Annotated in this window: 15 protein-coding genes; 5 read left to right on the top strand and 10 right to left on the bottom strand. The window is 74.0% G+C overall.

Annotation, left to right across the window (positions count from 1 at the left end; translation table 11 throughout):
• Window positions 1-90: 90 nt before the first annotated feature.
• From AB0K10_RS13770 to AB0K10_RS13760, 3 genes are all read right to left on the bottom strand, one after another.
• Window positions 91-1,386, bottom strand: coding sequence for a DUF2314 domain-containing protein (locus tag AB0K10_RS13770; protein WP_363683165.1), 1,296 nt, complete (start codon window positions 1,384-1,386; stop codon window positions 91-93).
• A gap of 66 nt (window positions 1,387-1,452) precedes the next feature.
• Complete coding sequence (cobS, locus tag AB0K10_RS13765) at window positions 1,453-2,226, bottom strand: adenosylcobinamide-GDP ribazoletransferase (RefSeq protein ID WP_363683163.1); 774 nt, start codon at window positions 2,224-2,226, stop codon at window positions 1,453-1,455.
• Window positions 2,216-4,201, bottom strand: a complete 1,986-nt coding sequence (locus AB0K10_RS13760) for a bifunctional adenosylcobinamide kinase/adenosylcobinamide-phosphate guanylyltransferase (RefSeq protein ID WP_363683161.1) — start codon at window positions 4,199-4,201, stop codon at window positions 2,216-2,218. The genes cobS and AB0K10_RS13760 overlap by 11 nt, the downstream gene beginning before the upstream one ends.
• A gap of 303 nt (window positions 4,202-4,504) precedes the next feature.
• Here AB0K10_RS13760 and AB0K10_RS13755 point away from each other — a divergent pair, with 303 nt between their 5' ends.
• Both AB0K10_RS13755 and AB0K10_RS13750 read left to right on the top strand, forming a co-directional pair.
• A complete protein-coding gene (locus AB0K10_RS13755) occupies window positions 4,505-4,705 on the top strand; it encodes a hypothetical protein (protein WP_030337978.1) in 201 nt (66 codons plus the stop codon).
• Window positions 4,705-5,502 (top strand): site-2 protease family protein, encoded by a 798-nt coding sequence (locus AB0K10_RS13750; protein WP_363683159.1) that lies wholly within the window; start codon window positions 4,705-4,707, stop codon window positions 5,500-5,502. The genes AB0K10_RS13755 and AB0K10_RS13750 overlap by 1 nt, the downstream gene beginning before the upstream one ends.
• Window positions 5,503-5,550: 48 nt before the next feature.
• Here AB0K10_RS13750 and AB0K10_RS13745 read toward each other — a convergent pair whose 3' ends face one another.
• The 3 genes from AB0K10_RS13745 to AB0K10_RS13735 are packed head-to-tail and all read right to left on the bottom strand — an operon-like array spanning window position 5,551 to window position 8,958.
• Window positions 5,551-6,549, bottom strand: coding sequence for an aldo/keto reductase family protein (locus AB0K10_RS13745; protein ID WP_007463224.1), 999 nt, complete (start codon window positions 6,547-6,549; stop codon window positions 5,551-5,553).
• A gap of 44 nt (window positions 6,550-6,593) precedes the next feature.
• On the bottom strand, window positions 6,594-8,675 hold the full coding sequence (locus AB0K10_RS13740) for a WG repeat-containing protein (RefSeq protein WP_363683157.1): 2,082 nt from the start codon (window positions 8,673-8,675) through the stop codon (window positions 6,594-6,596).
• Window positions 8,662-8,958, bottom strand: coding sequence for a hypothetical protein (locus AB0K10_RS13735; protein ID WP_363683155.1), 297 nt, complete (start codon window positions 8,956-8,958; stop codon window positions 8,662-8,664). The genes AB0K10_RS13740 and AB0K10_RS13735 overlap by 14 nt, the downstream gene beginning before the upstream one ends.
• Window positions 8,959-10,442: 1,484 nt before the next feature.
• Between AB0K10_RS13735 and AB0K10_RS13730 the strand changes: the two genes are divergently transcribed.
• Window positions 10,443-10,775, top strand: a complete 333-nt coding sequence (locus AB0K10_RS13730) for a hypothetical protein (RefSeq protein ID WP_363683153.1) — start codon at window positions 10,443-10,445, stop codon at window positions 10,773-10,775.
• Window positions 10,776-12,067: 1,292 nt separating this feature from the next.
• Here AB0K10_RS13730 and AB0K10_RS13725 read toward each other — a convergent pair.
• The 4 genes from AB0K10_RS13725 to nadA form a co-directional block, all read right to left on the bottom strand.
• Window positions 12,068-12,628 carry an XRE family transcriptional regulator gene (locus AB0K10_RS13725; protein WP_363683151.1) on the bottom strand — a complete coding sequence of 187 codons (561 nt, stop codon included), beginning with the start codon at window positions 12,626-12,628 and terminating at the stop codon, window positions 12,068-12,070.
• A gap of 218 nt (window positions 12,629-12,846) precedes the next feature.
• Entirely contained in the window at window positions 12,847-13,440 is a 594-nt protein-coding gene (locus AB0K10_RS13720; protein WP_007463218.1) for a DUF3043 domain-containing protein, read from the bottom strand.
• Between the two features lie 114 nt (window positions 13,441-13,554).
• A complete protein-coding gene (gene murA, locus AB0K10_RS13715; RefSeq protein ID WP_007463216.1) occupies window positions 13,555-14,910 on the bottom strand; it encodes a UDP-N-acetylglucosamine 1-carboxyvinyltransferase in 1,356 nt (451 codons plus the stop codon).
• 212 nt (window positions 14,911-15,122) lie between these two features.
• Window positions 15,123-16,322: a quinolinate synthase NadA gene (nadA, locus tag AB0K10_RS13710; RefSeq protein WP_363683149.1), complete on the bottom strand. Its 1,200-nt coding sequence runs from the start codon at window positions 16,320-16,322 to the stop codon at window positions 15,123-15,125.
• A gap of 68 nt (window positions 16,323-16,390) precedes the next feature.
• Between nadA and AB0K10_RS13705 the strand changes: the two genes are divergently transcribed.
• Window positions 16,391-17,530, top strand: a complete 1,140-nt coding sequence (locus AB0K10_RS13705; protein ID WP_363683147.1) for a glycerate kinase — start codon at window positions 16,391-16,393, stop codon at window positions 17,528-17,530.
• A gap of 171 nt (window positions 17,531-17,701) precedes the next feature.
• On the top strand, window positions 17,702-18,070 hold the full coding sequence (gene erpA / locus AB0K10_RS13700; protein WP_007463211.1) for an iron-sulfur cluster insertion protein ErpA: 369 nt from the start codon (window positions 17,702-17,704) through the stop codon (window positions 18,068-18,070).
• Window positions 18,071-18,150 lie beyond the last annotated feature (80 nt).

Below are 18,150 nucleotides of genomic sequence, written 5' to 3'. Positions count from 1 at the left end.
CGCCATGACACGCCGACGGCGGTGGCAATAACTTCATGATCACCGTGGGCTGGGGCGGGGACCGCGCGGCCGGGGGGGTGGGTGGGGGGGTTAGGGGGTTGGGGTTGGGGGTTCGCCGGAGTCCAGGACTGCTTGGGTCCAGCCGCCTTCGATGACGCCGGTGGCGTTCAGGACGGCCCAGTCGACGACGTCGGTGGCTTCCACCACCACGGGGGCGCCGATCCGTACGCTGGGGTCGGTGTTGGCGTCGCTGGCGCTGACGCCGACGATCCGCTCCGGGGTCTCCCACGAGGTCACGCCCGCCCAGACGTACTCCGGGCCGTCGTCGCCCGGCAGGCCGTACTTGACCACCAACTGCGACTCCACCGGCAGTTGGCCGGCGACGAAGCGCGCCCGCGCGTCGTCCAGGGCGGCGCGGGCGGTGGCGACCGCACGGCTCATCGCGTCACCGGAGCGGGCATAGCGCACGTCCGGCTGGATGCCGGAGAACAGGGTCGCGCAGGCGGCGGCGTAGTAGCGCCCGTCCGGACCGGGGTGCCCGGCCGGCGGGCGCAGGCTCAGGAACGAGTCGGCGTCCGGGTCGGTCGCCGGGTCCAGCTCCAGGCGCAGCAGCACCGGGGCCGTCGCTCCGTGCTGCTCCGGATTGCCGTACGCCACCGCGATGTCGTGCCCGGTCACCGTGGCCAGCACCGGCAGTTGCACGAACGCCGGCACCTCCTCGCCGGTGAGCCCGTCGGTCCAGTCCCGCAGCAGCCGTCGCGCCGCCCCGGTCATCACCGCACCCCAGGCGCGGGTCAGGTGGTCGGGCACCCCCTGGGTCTGCAACTCCAGCAGACCGAAGCGCCGCAGCCCCTTCGTGGTGAACCACAGCCCCTCGGTGTCCGAGGAGTACGGCACCAGCACCCAGTCGACAAGCCGGATCCGGCCCTGCTCGTCGGGGAGCGAGCGCAGCGCGGTCGCCGGGTCGAGGAACTGCAGGCCGAAGACGTCCACCACGTCGCCGTCGACGGACTCGGCCACCGCAGCCGCCACCGCCCGGGCCGCCCACTCGTGCGCCGGCGGCCAGCCGGGCCGGTACTCCGCCTGCACCACCACCAGGTGTGTCGCCGCGGCCAGCCGGGCCAACTGCGCCTCGGTGGCGCCGAACGCGGTGAGCAGATCCGGTGGCAGCGCGGGAAACTCGCTGATCGGCCGGGTGTCCACGCTCATCAGCGGGCTGTCCAGCATCTGCCGGGCGAGCCCGTGCACCGGCTCGGCCAGCCGGCCGGTCAGCGCCGCCACCGCCGTCTTCGCGCTGACCTTCGGCAGCCCCGCCATCGGCACCAGGTAGGTCGCGCTGAGCGACTCCGGCACCGGTACGGGCAGGAAGTCGTCCGTGATGAGCATGTGGGTTCCCCCGGTGGCCGCGCCGGTGCTGTCGAGCCGAACGCTACCCGGCCCGCCGCGCCGGCTTCAGCCGGACAGCACCACACCCAGGTAGACAAGCGTGGTGACCACCTCGACTGTCGCGCCGAGCACGTCGCCGGTGATCCCGCCGAGGCGGCGTACCACGTGGGTCAGCAGCGCCACCGCGACGGCGAGCGCGGCGGCGACGGCGAGCGGCCCCTGCCAGGGGCGGCCCGGCACCGCGGGCACCGCCAGCAGCGCGACGGCGACCGCGCCGACGGTCACGGCCACCGGGCCGACCGTGCCTGCGACCATGGCTCCCAGCCCGTCCGGCCGGGCGGCGGGAACGCCTCGCCGGCACGCGACCGTCACGCCCAGCCGTCCGGCGGCGGTGGCCGCGACCACGGCCGCGAGGCAGGCGGGCCAGGACCGGCCTGCCAGCTCGGCGAGCGCCGCCGCCTGCACCAGGACGACGACCACCAGGGCGACGACGCCGAACGGCCCGACGTCCGGCTTCTTCATGATCTCCAGGGCGGCGGCGCCCCGCCGGTACGACCCGAGCGCGTCCACCGTGTCGGCCAGCCCGTCGAGGTGCAGCCCCCGGGTCAGCAGGGCGGCGGCGCCCACTGTCACGCCGGCGGCGACCAGCGGGGGAGCGAGCGTGCCGGTCAGCAGCAGGACGCCGCCCAGCAGCGCGCCGAGCAGCGCGCCGACGGCCGGGGCGAGCGCCATCGCGGTACCCGCCACCGGGCGGTCGATCCGGCCGGCGCGTACCGGCAACGTGCTGAAGGTGGTGACCGCCAGCCGGGCGCCCGCGATGAACCGCGACTCAGCCGGCACGCCAGCCCGACGCCGGCTGCTCGTCCGTCTCCGTGCGGGTGGGGCCCGGTCCGGCAGGCTCCGGCTCGGCGAACTCCGGGTCGGTGTAGTCGGGCCCGGTGTAGGCCGGCTGGGCGTAGTCGGGTTCGCTGTCGTCGGGCTCCGCGTACTCCGGGTCGGTCTGCGGTTCGTCGGCCCGGTCGGCGCCGCCGGCCAGCGACGGGTGGACCGGCAGCGCGGCGGCCAGCGCCAGCACCGAGCGCAGCAGCGGCAGCGCGACAAGCGCGTTGGCGCCCTCGCCGAGGTCCAGCCGCAGGTCGAGCAGGGGCGTGAGGCCGAGTACGTCGGCGGCCAGCCGCACCGCCGGGTGCCCGCCGTGGTCGGCCAACAGGCACCAGTGCCGGGCCTGCCCGGCGAGGTCACGGCTGACCATTCCGGCGGCCAGCCCGACCGGCCCGTCCAGCAGCACCGGCACCCGACGGGCCGTCGCGCCCAGCAGCACGCCGGTGGCCACCGCCACATCGCCGCCGCCCAATTCGGCCAGCACGTCCTTGGCGGCGCGGGGCGAGCGGCGGGTGCGGTGCAGCGCGTCGCGCACCGCCGCGCAGCGGACCATCCAGGCCGCGTCGTCGATCTCGCCGGAATCGGTGATCACCCGACCCAGCACCGCCGGTGGTTCCGCGCCGGCCGTGGCCGCCAGCACCGCCGCCGCCGCCGCCTCGGTGCCGGCGCCGCACGCCCCCAGGACCAGCAGTTGTACGCCCGCGTCGGCCGCCTGCTCGGCCAGCCGCCAGCCGTAGCGCAGCGCCGACTCGACCTGCTCGCCGGCGAGCGCCGGCTGGGTCTCCATGGGCGCGGAGACGGGGGTGTCCACCACCTGCAGGCTCGCGCCGCTCTCGGCGGCCAACCGGGCCAGCGCGCCCCGCCCGGCGCGCGCCTGGGCGGCCCGACGCGCCGACTCGCCCGCGACGGTGCCGGCCGACGCGCCACCGGCGTGGTCGCCGTTGAGCAGCAGCACCCGCACCGAACCCCAGGCGACAGGCGTCGAGGTGCCCTGTGTGGCGGCGGCGAAGCCGACCACCCGGTCCAGAACACCCAGCCCGGCACCCGGTACGTCCAACGTGGCCAGCCGATCCACCGCCTGCGGCCCGGCGTAGTCGTCGGGCATCGGCAGCTCCATACCGGGCTGGATGACCAGCCCGGTGGCCACCATCGGCAGCGCCATTGTCGGTGCGGCCCAGGGGTTGCCGGGCTCCTGGTTCGGAGCGACAGGCGGGGTGTGGGTCAGCACGTCGGGGAGCTGCACCTCGGGCGTGGGCTCGCCGTCGAGCAGGCTCGTGCCGGCCCGGTGCGTGCCGGTCCGGCTCGCGTCCTGGGCGGTGACCTGGCTCGTGCTCGGCGGCACGGACCGCGCCGACGCGCTCACGGTCGGAGCGGCGGCGAGGGCGGCGGTCGGCTTCAGCCAGGCCGGCTGACCGGCGACCACCAGCACCACGGCATCGCAGGCGTCGGCGACCGCGCGGTTGGCCGCGCCGAGCGCGTCGGTGAACGCCCGACCCAACGGGGTGGTCGGCACCAGCGACAGCCCCACCTCGGGGCTCACCACCACGACCCGCGCCGAGCAGGTGCGGATCGCCTCGGCCAGCTCGGCGATCGTCGCCACGTCGTCGGCGGGCTGGTGCTCCGGGTCGAGCAGCACCGTCACCCAGCCGCCCAGGTCGTCCACGAGGAGTGTCTCGTTGGGCTCAGCGGATTCGAGCACGTCCGCCAGCCGACGCGGCTCCCCGGCGGTCTCCTCGGTGGTCCAGCTGCCCGGTCGTCGGGAGCGGTGCGTCGCCAGCCGGGTCGCCCACTCGGTGTCCTCCGGGTCGCCCTCGGGTGCCGTGGCGATGTAACGGACCACCGGCGCGTCGGCGACCAGGGACTCGGCGAACTCGGACTTGCCGGACCGGATACCGCCGAGCACCAGGACCGTGTTCCACCCGTCAACGGACATGTCCGTACCTTAGTTCGCATCCTTCGGGGTTGGGCACGTCGCCCCAGCCCCGACGGAGATCGGGAGTCCGATCCGCGTCCCTTGCGGTTAAGCGTCCGCTTCCCCGCGATCGCTGGCAGTCCTGGACAGTTTCCGTCGGCGAGGAACTGCGCTGTCCCGAGCAGGCTTCGGAAGCCCGGCGTGACCTGGGTTGATCAACCCGTGGGTTGCCGCGGGGGCGAGCGAGCGGCCGTTGCGCGCCGGGCCGACTACGCTGGCGGGGGTTCGTCCCACGGGGACTTCAGCGGCGAGGGGAGACGCGGCATGGCGTGGAGCTGGCGGTACGAGGGCACGGACGGTCAGACGGTCGAGGGCCCGGCGGAGTCGTTCGGCAGCCAGGCCGACGCCGAATCCTGGATCGGTCAGACCTGGCGTGAGCTCGCGGCGTCCGGCGTCACCTCGGTCGCACTCGTGGAGGACGACCGGGTGGAGTACCGGATGAGCCTGCTGCCCACGGCCGAGTGATGGCGTACGACCGGCCGGGCGCCGACGGACTGGTGCTGGGCGTGCCCAAGGCGGCGTTCCGGCCCAGCCCGGTCTTTCTCGGCCTGGTCGCGCTCTTCGCGGTCAGCGGGGTGCTGGCCTGGAACGGCTACGGCAGTGTTCGCTTCGACGTGTTCCTGTTCGTGGTCTCCGGCTGGCTGGTGTCGCTCTGCCTGCACGAGTACGCCCACGCGGTCGTCGCCTACCGCGCCGGCGACCGGGACATCGCCCACCGCGGTTACCTGACACTCAACCCGTTCAAGTACACCCATCCGCTGCTGTCGATCGTCCTGCCGGTGGTGGTGGTGCTGCTCGGCGGCATCGGCCTGCCCGGCGGGGCGGTGTGGGTGGACCGGCACGCCATCCCGGGGCGGCTGCGGCACACCCTGGTCAGCCTCGCCGGCCCGGCGACGAACGTGCTGTTCACGTTGCTGCTCGTGGCGGCGGTGCGACTCGGCACGTCCTCGGGCGGCCCGGTGGAGTTCTGGGCCGGGGTGGCGCTGCTGGCGTTCCTCCAGCTCACCGCCAGCGTGCTCAATCTGCTGCCGGTGCCCGGCCTGGACGGCGGCAACATGATCCAGCCGTGGCTCAACCCGCAGTGGCGCAGGATGTACGACCTGTTCGCCCCGTACGGCTTTCTTCTGCTCTTCGCGCTGCTGTGGAACCCGCGCATCGGCGGCTGGTTCTTCGACGCGGTCTTCGCCGTCGGCGACCTGCTCGGCCTGCCGTCGTGGCTGTACGCCGCCGGTCTGGACCTGATCCGCTTCTGGCAGAGCTGAGTTGTCCGGTCCGGCCGGCGCGGGTGCGCCGACCGGACCGGAGCCGCGTCAGGGACGCTCGGCGGGGGACTCGGTCTTCGCCGGGTCCCGCTCGGTGACCGGCTCGACGATCTCGTCGATGGCCTTGAGCAGCTCGGCGTCGAGCTTGACCCCGGCCGCCTTCACGTTGTCGTGCACCTGCTCGGGGCGGGACGCGCCGATGATCGCCGACGACACGTTCGGGTTCTGCAGGACCCACGCCACGGCCAGCTGGGCCATGCTGAGCCCGGCCTGCTCCGCGAGCGGCTTGAGCTGCTGCACCCGCGTCAGCACGTCGTCGTTCATGAACCGGGAGATGAAGTTCGCGCCGGACTTCTCGTCGGTGGCGCGGGAACCGGCCGGCGGCGGCTGCCCCGGCAGGTACTTGCCGGAGAGCACGCCCTGGGCCATCGGCGACCAGACGATCTGGCCGATGCCCAGCTCCTCGCTGGCCGGCACGACCTCGGTCTCGATGACCCGCCACAGCATCGAGTACTGAGGCTGGTTGGAGACCAGCGGGACGTGCAGCTCACGGGCGAGCGGGTGGGCGGCCCGCAGCTGCTCGGCGGTCCACTCGGAGACGCCGATGTAGTGCGCCTTGCCGGAGTGCACGACGTCGGCGAACGCCTCCATCGTCTCCTCCAGCGGCGTGCTGTAGTCGTACCGGTGGGCCTGGTAGAGGTCCACGTAGTCGGTGCGCAGCCGGCGCAGGGAGCCGTTGATCGACTCCATGATGTGCTTGCGGGACAGGCCGCGGTCGTTGCGACCCGGCCCGGTGGGCCAGTAGACCTTGGTGAAGATCTCCAGGCCCTCGCGACGCTCGTTCTGCAGCGCCCGGCCGAGCACGTCCTCGGCCCGGGTGCCGGCGTACACGTCGGCGGTGTCGAAGGTGGTGATCCCCGCGTCGAGGGCGGCCCGGACGCAGGCGTTCGCCGCGTCCTCCTCGACCTGTGAACCGTGGGTGATCCAGTTGCCGTACGAGATCTCGCTGACCATCAGGCCGGAACGGCCCAGGTGTCGGAATTCCATGCCCCGACCCTAACTCCGGTGGATCACGATCGCCGAGCGGCGACTCAGAGCACCGGGTTGGCGTCGGTCAACAGCCTGTCGATCTCCTCCAGCACCGCCGCGCGATCGGGGTGCACCGGGTCGATCAGCGGCTCACCACGCCGGTCCAGCGCACCCCACCGACCGCCGCCGCTGCCGACGAGGAACGCCACCGGGTGGATGACCACCATCGGGTACGACGGCGGCACCAGCACCGTGCCGGTCCGGTCCACCACACCGCGTCGTCCGGCCACGTCGACGACCACGAGACCCTCGTCGGTGAAGCCGTCGACAGGCCCTCCCTCGGTCAGCTCGGTGACGAAGCCGTGGTAGCGGGTCGGCACCACGATCCGCCCGGTCCGGTCGACCGCCCCCCACCCCTCACGCTTCACCGCGGCCAGCCCTCGGCGGAACGGCCGTACGTCGGCGAAGTTGGGCGGAACCTGCACCGCGCCGGTCGGGTCGATCGCCGTCCACCCGCCGTCGGTGACCACCCAGGCCAGGCCGTCGCTGAACGGGCGGACCGCCCGGTACGAGGGCGGGATCACAGTCGTACCCAGCAGATTGATCAACGACCACCGGTCGGTGTCCGGCCGGCGGACCCAGGCCAGCCCGTCGTGAAACGGCTGCGCCTCGGCGTAGCGGGCGGGAATGACCAGCTCGCCGGCGTGGTCGGTGTAACCCCACAGCGGTCCGTCCCGGTCCGGCTGCGGGGGCCGGTCACGGTCGAGCACCTCGTCCCGACCCCGGGGGTACGGCCCGAAGCCCTCCGCCGAAGCCCGCGCGGTCACCGCGTCGAGCGCCACCCGGACCCGGTCCAGCAGTTCGGCGTCGCCGGCCCCGCGCAGGTCGAGCGCCCGCTCGAAGTGGTGACAGGCCTCCATCAGCCGGCCCTGGTCATAGCAGCACCGCCCGGCGTGCTCGTGCAGGGCGGCCCGCAGCCGATCGGGCAGCTCGATCGAGTTGGCCTCGGCGAAGAGCTGGTCGGCCTCGGCGTAGTCGCCCCGCCAGCGCAGGACGTGGGCCAGCCGGGCCTGAGCCAGCGCGGTCCGGCGCAGCTCACCGGTGGCCTCCGCGTAGGTGAGGGCGAGCCGTCCGTCGGCCAACGCGTCGTCGAGCTCGCCGAGAATCCGCGAGGCGACCGCGCGCAGGCTGAGCAGCCGCGCCCGAGCCCGGTTGTCGACCGCCGAGCCCAGCTTCTCGGTCAGCCGCCGCCGGATGGCCCGCATGGCGTCCGGCTCCGTCAACTCCTCGCGCAGGGTCACCGGGTCCAGCCGCCAGCGGTACGCGGCCAGCACCTGCTCCGGGTCGCCCTGATCGGCCAGCGAGGGACGAGGCGTCTGGGGTGTCGTGACGGGCGGCGCCGACACCGGCACGTCCTGGTCGGACGATCCACTGCGCGGCGCGGGAATGCCAGCGAACGGTACGGCGGAGACGGCCGCCGGGGGCGTGGCGGGCGGCCCGGAGACGGGTGCCTGTGCGGCGGGCGGCCCGGAGACGGGCGGCGCGGGGGCGGGTGTTTGTGCAGCGGGTGGTGCGGAGACGGGCGCCGTCGCGGCCGGTGGCGCGGGGGCTGGCGGTGCGGAGACGGGCGTCGTCGCGGTGGGGCGTTCCGCTGCGGACTCTGGCGGCGTGCCCGTCGCCTCGGTCGCCGGGCCGGAACCGGCCAGGCCGGCATCCGTGTCCGGCCCGGCGGTCGGCGGGTACTCGCTACTCGACGCGGGCGGCGCCGACATCGGTCGGTCCGACGGCTCGGCGTCGGGGAGGCCGTCCGGCGACGCGTCGGTGGATGTGTCGGCGGTCGGCGCGCTGGTCGGGCCACCGACCTCGTGGACGTCGTCGGGGGCGAGTCCGCTGTGGTGCCCCGACGTCTCGGCGTGCGGCTCGTCCCCAAGCGGACGGTGGGTCTCGGCCGATGCCGGCTCGACGGTTGGCGCGTCGTCGTCCGCGGCATCGTCGACCAGATCGTCCAACCAGACGCGTGGAGCATCGGAGACCTGGTGTGCCGGCGGTCCGGCGACCGGCTCCGATTCGTCGGTCGGGGTCATCTCGGCGGCGGCCTCGGCGGCGAGGCCGTCGTCGATGGGGCGACGCTCACCGTTGGCCACCTCCACGGGCGTGGCGGAGGCCGGCGGTGCCGAGACGGGCCAGGCTGAGTCGGGCGGCGCGGAGGTCGGTGGCGCCGAGACGGGCCAGGCTGAGTCGGGCGGCGCGGAGATCGGTCGCGTTGAGTTCGGTGGCGCCGAGACTGGTGGTGCCGAGACCGGTGGTGCGAAGGCCGGCGGTGCCGAGACGGGCCAGGCTGAGTCGGGCGGTGCGGCGACGGGCGGCGCCGAGACTGGTGGTGCCGAGACCGGTGGTGCGAAGGCCGGTGGCGCCGAGACGGGCCACGCCGAGTGGGGCGATGCCGAGACCGGCGGCGCGGAGACAGGCGGTGCCGACACTGGCCGTGTCGCGTCGGGCGGGGCGGGTCGTGTCGCGGTCGGGTCTACTGGAGGTGCGGACGCCGGCCGGATCGGTGGCGGGGAGGCCGCTTCGGCGGGCGGTCCGGAGATCGGTGTCCCAGCGGTTTCGACGGCCGGGTCGGGTCGCCGGTCGGTTGCGCGGTCACCGACCGGCTGGCTGGACGCCACCGATCGGTCGTGCTCGTCCTCGGCGTGCGGCGGCGAGCCGGCCGAGCCGTCGCCGGGCGTCCAGTTCTCGGTCGTCTCGGCGACGGTGTCGGTCGCGGTGCCTTCGGTCGGCCGCTGGTCGGCCGGCATCTCGTCCTGGTCGGACTCGGCCGGCTGCGCGGCGGGACTGAACCAGGCTTCCGGCCCCCGCGCCGACGCCTCCGCTGGCTCCGCAGCGCTGGGCTCGGGCGCCTCCGAGGGCACCGGGGGCACGTAGCGACGCGGCACACCCGGGGCGATCGGAAGCGCCGGCTCGGGTTCCGGCGCGGGTGCCGAGGACGTCGACGTCCCGGGGGTGGCGGGCTGTTCCGGCCGCTGCCAGGCCGGCGGCGGCGCGACCGGCGGGCGATCGTCCGAAGTCGGTGCGGGGTGCGGCCCAGGCGTGGGATGCGTGGGCCGGCCCTGCGGGGCCGAAGTGCCCGAGGCCGCCGGATGCCGCTGCTCGGCCGCCGGTTCGTCGTCCCGCCACCGATCGGGCGAGCGGTTGCCGGCATCCGGCCCGGGGTAGCGCGGTGGCGCGGACCGGGCGTCGACAGTCGAAGCCGGTTCGGTGGGTGTGCGGTGCTCGGGCCGCTGCGGCGGCTCGGGCCGCTCGTCCGACGCCGGGGGATCCACCGGGGCGGGCAGGAACTCCAGCCGCAGCCGGGCGGCCGGTGGACCGGAGACGGGGACCTCCGCAGGGGAGACCGGTGTGGCCGACACCGGCCGCTCGTACTCCGGGCGAGCGGACGATGTGGACGGTTGCCACCCCTGGTCCGACGGGGCGGGGGAGACCGGAGCGGCAGACACCGGCCGGTCTCGCCCGGGTGCGGCGGGCGACACCTGTCGCTCCGGCGACGTCGGTCGAACCGGAGCCGCCCGACCAGTGCCCGGCGCGGCCGGGGAGACGGGGGTGGGCGGGATCGGAGCCGCCCGGCCGGCGCCCGGCGCCGCCGGGGAGACAGGAGTGGCCCGGTCCGAGGTGGGCGATGTCGTCGCGGCGGGCCGCGCGGACCGCTCGTCGTATCGGGGCTGCTCCGCCGGCGGCCGTTCGGGTCGGGCGGCCGGCCGCGACGGCACGCCCGGCTCGGCGCGGTGCGGCTCGGGTCGGTACCCCGGCTCGCGGGTGCGGTCCGGGTGTACCGGTCCGGGTGCCGGCCAGGGCAGGCCGCCAGCCGACCGGGGGTCAGGCTGTGCCCGGGGCTCGCGGTAGAGCTCCTCGCGGTGAGGCTCCGGCCGCGCGGACTCGCGCGGGCGACGGTCCGGGTACGCCTCGGTGCGGGCTGCCGCCTCGCGGGGTTGGTGTCGGTGCGGCTCGACATCGGGGCGGCGGCGCTCGTCGTCGCGGCGGGGCTGCTCCGGTGCCTCCGGTTCGGGGCGTCGCCGCCGTCCGCCCTCGGACGTCGACGGCGGGCCGAAAGCCTCGTCCGGCCGGCGCTGCCGGTCGGTGGGCGTACCGGGGCCAGCCTCCACGCGGGACCGACCGTCGGCGACACCCCGCTCCGAGCGCCGGACGTCATCAGGGAGTCGTTCCATCCGGCGGGCGTCATCGGGTAGGCGTTCCGAGCGGCGGGCGTCGTCGGGTACGCGGTCGGCGTGGCCGTCCGCCCGGTAGCGGGAGCGACTGTCCACGGGCGCCCACGGGCCGGCTCCCTCGGCAGCCCAGCCGTCGTTCGGGCGGCCGTCGTGGCCCCTGACCGGTCGTGCACCGTACCCGTCGCCGGGGTGCCGCTCGTGACTCGCGGCCGGCCGCTCCGACGTGCCGCGTCGGCGCGGCGTCTCGTCCGGCTCGGGCACCCAGCCGGAGTCACTGCGCGGTGCGGGAGAGACGGGTGGTGCGGCCGGGTACGCCCGGTCCCGGTCGGCCGGCTCGTGTCGGGACGTACGGCCGTCGTACCGCTCGGAAGTGGGCTGCTCGCGGTGCCAGGCGGCCTCCCTCGCCGGTCCCCGGTCGTCGCCGGGGCGCCGGTCGGACCAGGCGGTCCGCCGGTCAGACTCGGGGGAGCGGCGCTCCTCCCGTCGGGGCGGCTCGGGGAGCGGGCGGCGGTACGGCTCATGGTCGTAGTGCGGGGTTTCGGTCCGCCCGTGGTGTGCCATGTCGACCGGACGCTCGTCGCCGTGTGGCCAGCCGTAGGCCGACGTCTCGGCGGGTCCGCCGTCCGCCCCCCAACGGCCTTGGGGAGCCAGCTCGTCGTCCGCTCCCCAACGGCCGTTGGGGGCCGGGTCGGCCGGAGGCTCGTCGGCCCAGGAGCGCCCGAGGTAGGTGCCGTCCGGTCGGGTGGGCGCGAGTGGCGGCACCTCGGTACGACCGACCACGCTCGCTCGTCCGCGCGGCGGCGGTGGGGGCTGGTGGGTGACGCCGATGTCGCCGGGGTAGCGCTGGCCGGGGAACTGGGGGTGCCACTCGGTGGTCGGCTCGACCACCCAGGACGGCTCGTTGGGGTCCCGCCACCGGTCCGTGTAGCGGCCGTTCATCCGTCGAGCCCGTCGCCACACCCGGCCGCGTGGCCGCTCCCCGTCGACGGTGCGGTGTCCGCGGTCGTATGCCGCTGACCGGTGGGCGTCCGGTCGCCGCCTGCCACGCCCCGGTGGCCGGCTCGCGTCCGCTCGCTCACGGCGTTGTCACCTCGTTGCACATTGTCGCGCTGGGGCCTCGCGTGCCGGTCGGGTCGCCCGTTCCGGCAGGGCGTGGCTGCGGATGGAGGGTAACGGCGCGGGCTCGTTCACCGCCACTGTGGCACCGCCCATGGGCGCAAACGTTATCCGATGGTTCCGGACATTTAGGTTGATAACCCAATCTGGCCTTCGACGATACCCCACCCGACACGGTGACAGACCGGAGCCTCGGGTCAGGGGTGCTCCATGACGAGGACGGCGAAGGTGCCGGGGACCAGCGCCTCGTACCGGTGCGGCATGTCGCCGGGGAACGTCGCGTAGTCACCCGGACCGAGATCCACGGTGCCCCCCTCGGGGCCGAGGCGCAGCCGGCCCGCTGCCACCACCACGTGCTCGATGCTGCGGGGGGTGTGCCCGTCCGCCTCCCGGACCGCGCCCGGCTCCAACTCGATCAGGTACACGTCGCGGCGTAGGTGCGCCGTGCCGGCGCTGAGCAGCGTTCCGGTGAAGTCGGCCTGCTCGGAACGAACCCGGGGCCCCTCCCCGGCGCGGATCACCCGGATGTCGACGTCGGCCGGCTCCACGAGCCGGCTGAACGGTACGCCCAGCGCCACGCCCAGCGCCCAGAGCGTCTCGACGCTCGGGTTGCCCGTCCCTGATTCCAGGTGGGAGAGCGTCGACTCGGACACCCCCGCCCGACGAGCCAGCTCGGTCAGCGAGACACCGACGCGCTCCCGTTCGCGGCGCAGGGCGGCGGCGATGTTGGCCAACGGGGCAGCCGGTTCTCCAGGCATGCGTGTTCGCTCCATTGGATCAACGTTCGCGGTGACGAACAACGGGCGACCTGTTCACCGTGATGAACTACGCGCACGGTACAACGATCAGCCGCTGCCCGGATGCTTCCCGCTGTGCTTTGCCCCCAACGCGGGCCCCCACGACGGACCCTGACACGGCCGCAGCCTTCGCCGGGCAGCCTCCGCCAGGGCGATCCCGGCTCGCCGAGAAGCCGGGATCAGACCTTGTCGCCGAGCTTGACCTGCGGGGCCGGAGCGCGCATCCGCCGGAAGGTGATCGACCGCATCACGGCGTAGAGGTAGAGCGAGCCCATCCGCTGGTCGGTCTTCGGGAAGCGCTCCCGGACCAGCTTGCCGATCTTGCGGCAGATGAGCAGCGAGTCCACGACCACACCCAGGGCCAGCGCGCCCCAGAGCACGTTGGAGATCAGCCGGACCACCGGCGGCATCGCCGCGTTCGAGCCGATCAGCACGATCAACGCGCCGCCGAAGAACCAGGTGCCGACGGTACGCCGGGAGTCGACCACGTTGCGCGCCAGCAGCCGCTCCGGGCCCCGGTCGCGGGGGCCACCCTCGCGGCGGAAATCGGCCGCGGCCTCGGTACGCAGTTGGCGGCGCCGCTCCCGCTCCTCCTCCTTGGTGAGGGGGCGGGTGGGCCCGGCCGGGCGACGGCCGACTGTGGGTCGCTTCGGCGTCTCCCGACCCTTGGCCGGGGTGTAACCCCGGGGACGGTCAGCGGTCTCCTCGGGGGTCACCGAGGAGACGGCCTCGTCGACGAGGTCGGTGGACTTGCGGCGAAAGAGCGACGGCACGCGGCAAGGGTAGCCAACGGTCCGCACACGCTGCACATCGCGGTGCAGCGGCCGACGGCTCCCGACCGCAGCGCGCGATCTGGAGCCGTCGGAGCCGAACGATGGTGAGACAGGTTACGGGCGCTCGGCGTGCGCGCCGAGGTCGGCGAGCTTCGCCTCGAAGTCCTCGTAGCCCCGGTTGATCAGGTCGACGCCGTACACCCGGGAGGTGCCCTCGGCCGCGAGTGCCGCGATCAGGTGGCTGAAACCGGCCCGCAGGTCGGGGATGACCAGGTCGGCGGCGTGCAGCTTGCTCGGCCCGGCGATCACCGCCGAGTGCTTGAAGTTGCGCCGGCCGAAGCGACACGGGGTGCCGCCGAGGCAGTCCCGGTAGACCTGGATGTTGGCGCCCATCGAGTTCAGCGCCTCGGTGTAGCCCAGCCGCTGCTCGTAGACCGTCTCGTGCACGATCGACAGGCCGCGGGCCTGGGTCAGCGCCACGACCAGCGGCTGCTGCCAGTCGGTCATGAACCCGGGGTGGACGTCCGTCTCCAGCGCCACCGCGTTCAGCTCGCCACCGGGGTGCCAGAAGCGGATGCCGCCCTCCTGGCCGGGGTCGCCCAGCTTCGGCGGCCGGGTGTCGGTGACCTCGTACTCGCCGCCGACGGACCGGAAGATGTTCAGGAAGGTCATCATGTCGGCCTGCTGCGCGCCGAGCACCTCGACGTGGCCACGGGTGGCCAGCGCGGCCGCGGCCCAGCTGGCGGCCTCGATCCGGTCCGGGATCGGCCGGTGAGTGTACCCGTGCAGCTTCGGCACACCCTGGATCTCGATGACCCGGTCGGTGTGGACCTTGATGATCGCGCCCATCTTCTGCAGGATGCAGATCAGGTCGATGATCTCCGGCTCCACCGCGGCGTTGCGCAGCTCGGTGACGCCCTCGGCCATCACCGCGGTCAGCAGCACCTGCTCGGTGGCGCCGACGCTCGGGTACGGCAGGGCGAACTTGGTGCCGTGCAGCCCGTTCGGCGCGGACAGGTGCAGGCCCTCGGGCCGCTTGTCGACGGTGGCGCCGAACTCGCGCAGCGCCTGCAGGTGGAAGTCGATCGGGCGCGGGCCGATGTGGCAGCCGCCCAGATCCGGGATGAACGCGTGCCCGAGCCGGTGCAGCAGCGGCCCGCAGAACAGGATCGGGATTCGGCTCGAACCGGCGTGCACATTGATCTGGTCGGTGCTGGCGCTCTCCACGTTCGCCGGGTCGAAGACGAGCTCGCCGTCCTCGGCGCCGTCGGTCACCTTGACGCCGTGCAGACCGAGCAGACCCCGGACCACCTCGACGTCGCGGATCTTCGGCACGTCGAACAGCCGGCTCGGGCTGTCGCCCAGCAGTGCGGCGACCATCGCCTTCGAAACCAGGTTCTTCGCGCCGCGCACGCGGATCCGCCCTTCGAGCGGAGTCCCTCCGTGCACGACCAGGACGTCGTCGGTCAACGCAACCTCCAGCGCTTCGGTGCTGCTGTGTTGATGGTGGGGAGCGTGAACTCTGTCGCTACCCCGGATGCGGCCATATCGAAACGGCCCGCTTGCGTCCTCGCCCCGGCAGCATAGCCCTCGGTGACGAAGATGGACTCGGTCACACGGGCGTGTGTGGCATTAATCGGTGATCCGGCACTTTTGTGTGCCAGGAGCGTCACGGATCGTGATCAGGCGGCCGTGGGGGGTGGAGTGTCCGCCCCGGGCAGGGCGAGCATCTGGTCCAGCGCCACCCGCGCGTGGTGCGCGGTGTCGGCGTCCACCGTGATCTGGTTGACGACCCGGCCCGCGACCAGCTCCTCCAGGGCCCAGACCAGGTGCGGCAGGTCGATCCGGTTCATGGTCGAGCAGTAGCAGACGGCCTTGTCGAGGAACATGATCTGCTTGTCCGGGTGGGCCAGCGCGAGCCGGCGGACCAGGTTCAGCTCGGTGCCCAGCGCCCACGCCGAACCGGCCGGAGCGGCCTCGACGGCCTTGATGATGTATTCGGTGGAGCCCACGTAGTCGGCAGCGGTGACCACCTCGTGCCGGCACTCCGGGTGGACCAGCACGTTGACCCCCGGCACCCGCTCGCGCACGTCGTTGACGCTGTCGAGGGTGAACCGGCCGTGCACCGAGCAGTGCCCCCGCCACAGGATCATCTTGGCGTCGCGCAACTGCTCCGGCGTGAGCCCGCCACCGGGCTTGTGCGGGTCGTAGAGGACGCAGTCGTCCAGCGACAGGCCCATCTCCAGCACCGCCGTGTTACGGCCCAGGTGCTGGTCCGGCAGGAAGAGCACCTTGGAGCCCTGCTCGAACGCCCAGTCCAGGGCGCGCTTGGCGTTGGACGAGGTGCAGACCACGCCGCCGTTGCGGCCGACGAAGCCCTTGATGTCGGCCGAGGAGTTCATGTACGTCACCGGCACGGTCTCGCCGGCGATGCCCAGCTCGGTGAGCGTGTCCCAGGCGGCCTCGACCTGACCCAGGACGGCCATGTCCGCCATCGAGCAGCCGGCCGCCAGGTCGGGGAGGATCACCCGCTGGGCGTCCGTGGTGAGGATGTCGGCGCTCTCGGCCATGAAGTGCACGCCGCAGAAGACGATGTACTCGGCGTCCGGGCGGGCCGCGGCCTCCCGGGCCAGCTTGAACGAGTCGCCCGTCACGTCCGCGAACTGGATCACCTCGTCGCGCTGGTAGTGGTGCCCCAGCACGAAGACCTTGCTGCCCAGCTTCGCCTTCGCCGCCGTGGCCCGGGCCACCAGATCCGGATCGCTGGGCGCCGGCAGGTCGCCCGGACACTCGACGCCGCGCTCGGTGTCGGGGTCGCTGCCCCGGCCGAGCAGCAGCAGAGCCGTCGCCGTGTTGGAGGGTTCCACCCAGGTCGAAGTCACGTAGCCCATGGTCCCACAGCGCGAGCGCGCCGCAGCTCCGCTCGGTGTGGGCTGCCACACTGCTCGGCATGCGCGTGCTGCTCTGCCCGGACAAGTTCGCCGGCACCCTGCCCGCACCGGAGGTCGCCGCCGCGGTGGCGGACGGGTGGCGCAGCGTCGCCGACGGTGACGACCTGCTGATCCGGCCGCTCGCCGACGGCGGGCCGGGCTTCGTGGACGTGCTCGCCGGCGCGCTCGGCGGCCGGCGGGTGCCGGTGTCGACCGTCGACCCGCTGGGCCGGCCGGCGGCCGGTGAGATCCTCCTCACCACCGACGGCACGACCGCCTATCTGGAGAGCGCGCAGGCGTGCGGGCTGCACCTGCTGGCCGCCGGCGAGCGGGATCCGAAGGTCACCACGTCGTACGGGCTGGGTCTGCTGGTGACCGCCGCCGTGGAGAGCGGCGCCCGGACGGTGGTGATCGGGCTGGGCGGCTCCGCCACCAACGACGGCGGCGCCGGCATGCTCACCGCGCTGGGCGCGACAGCGCTCGACGCGACCGGTGCGGCGCTGCCGTACGGCGGGGCGCCGTTGGCAGTGGTCGACGCCCTCGACGGCGCTCCCCGGCTGCGCGGCGCCCGGCTGGTCGCCGCCACCGACGTGGACAACCCGCTGCTCGGCCTGCACGGGGCGAGCAACGTGTTCGGTCCGCAGAAGGGCGCCGACCGCGCCGACGTGCTGCTGCTCGATGCGGCTCTGGAGCGCTTCGCGGCGGTGCTGGAGCGGGATCTCCCCGGCTGCCCGGTGGGGCTCGGCGCGCTGCCCGGCGGTGGGGCCGCCGGCGGCCTCGGCGCGGCCGTCCTCGCGCTCGGCGGCGCCTGCGAGTCGGGCATCGGTCTCGTCACCCGGGCCACCCGGCTGGAGGCCGCGCTCGACACCGCCGACCTGGTGATCACTGGGGAGGGGTCCTTCGACCACCAGTCGCTGCGCGGCAAGGTCGTCGCCGGGGTGGCCGGGGCCGCCCGGGACCGGGGGGTGCCCTGCGTGGTGGTGGCCGGCCAGGTCAGCACCGGCCGACGGGAGGCCGCCTCGGCGGGGGTGACGGACGCGTACAGCCTGGTCGAGCACTTCGGTGGGGAGCAGGCCGGCGGGCTCGACGCCGCCTTGAGTCGTCCCGCCGACGGATTGCGCGAGCTGGGCGCCCGACTGGCCCGGCAGTGGAGCCGCTGAGGCGGCCGACGGCGCGTGAGGAGGGGCCTACCTGCGGCGGCGATCACGCCACGCGGGTGGGCGCGGCCGGGGCGGCGTACGATCGGAACCGGACCACAACCGGGAATCACTGGACGGCGCGCGGCGTTGGCCAGTGCGTCCGGACCCAAAACCGCGCAGGGAGACTTCCACGTGACCACGCCAGCGCAGACCGAGTCGACCGAGGCCCAGGCCCCTACTTCCGTCGTCCTCACCGACGTCGCGGCGCAGAAGGTCAAGGCCCTGATCGAGCAGGAGGGCCGCGACGACCTGCGGCTCCGCGTCGCGGTGCAGCCGGGTGGCTGCTCCGGCCTGCGGTACCAGCTCTTCTTCGACGAGCGTTCGCTCGACGGTGACGTCGTCACCGACTTCGGTGGCGTCGAGGTCGTCGTCGACCGGATGAGCGCCCCCTACCTGTCCGGCGCGACGATCGACTTCGCCGACCGGATCGACGCCCAGGGCTTCACCATCGACAACCCCAACGCAGGCAACTCCTGCGCCTGCGGCGACTCGTTCAACTGAGTCACCCACGCACCAGCACGGCGGGGCCGTCCTTCGGGGCGGCCCCGCCGTTTTCGTGTCGGTGGGAGCGGTTCCGCGCC

The organism is Micromonospora sp. NPDC049274 (assembly GCF_040678875.1).
Classification (GTDB): domain Bacteria; phylum Actinomycetota; class Actinomycetes; order Mycobacteriales; family Micromonosporaceae; genus Micromonospora.
The sequence above is the reverse complement of the archived record's forward strand: the minus strand, read 5'-3'. Positions and strand labels throughout refer to the sequence as shown.

Coding starts and splice junctions, on each gene's coding strand:
- AB0K10_RS13760 (WP_363683161.1), bottom strand. CDS start 4,201: ATGTCCGTTGACGGGTGGAACACGGTCCTGGTGCTCGGCGGTATCCGG.
- AB0K10_RS13745 (WP_007463224.1), bottom strand. CDS start 6,549: ATGGAATTCCGACACCTGGGCCGTTCCGGCCTGATGGTCAGCGAGATC.
- AB0K10_RS13770 (WP_363683165.1), bottom strand. CDS start 1,386: ATGCTCATCACGGACGACTTCCTGCCCGTACCGGTGCCGGAGTCGCTC.
- AB0K10_RS13705 (WP_363683147.1), top strand. CDS start 16,391: ATGCGCGTGCTGCTCTGCCCGGACAAGTTCGCCGGCACCCTGCCCGCA.
- AB0K10_RS13750 (WP_363683159.1), top strand. CDS start 4,705: ATGGCGTACGACCGGCCGGGCGCCGACGGACTGGTGCTGGGCGTGCCC.
- AB0K10_RS13725 (WP_363683151.1), bottom strand. CDS start 12,628: ATGCCTGGAGAACCGGCTGCCCCGTTGGCCAACATCGCCGCCGCCCTG.
- AB0K10_RS13755 (WP_030337978.1), top strand. CDS start 4,505: ATGGCGTGGAGCTGGCGGTACGAGGGCACGGACGGTCAGACGGTCGAG.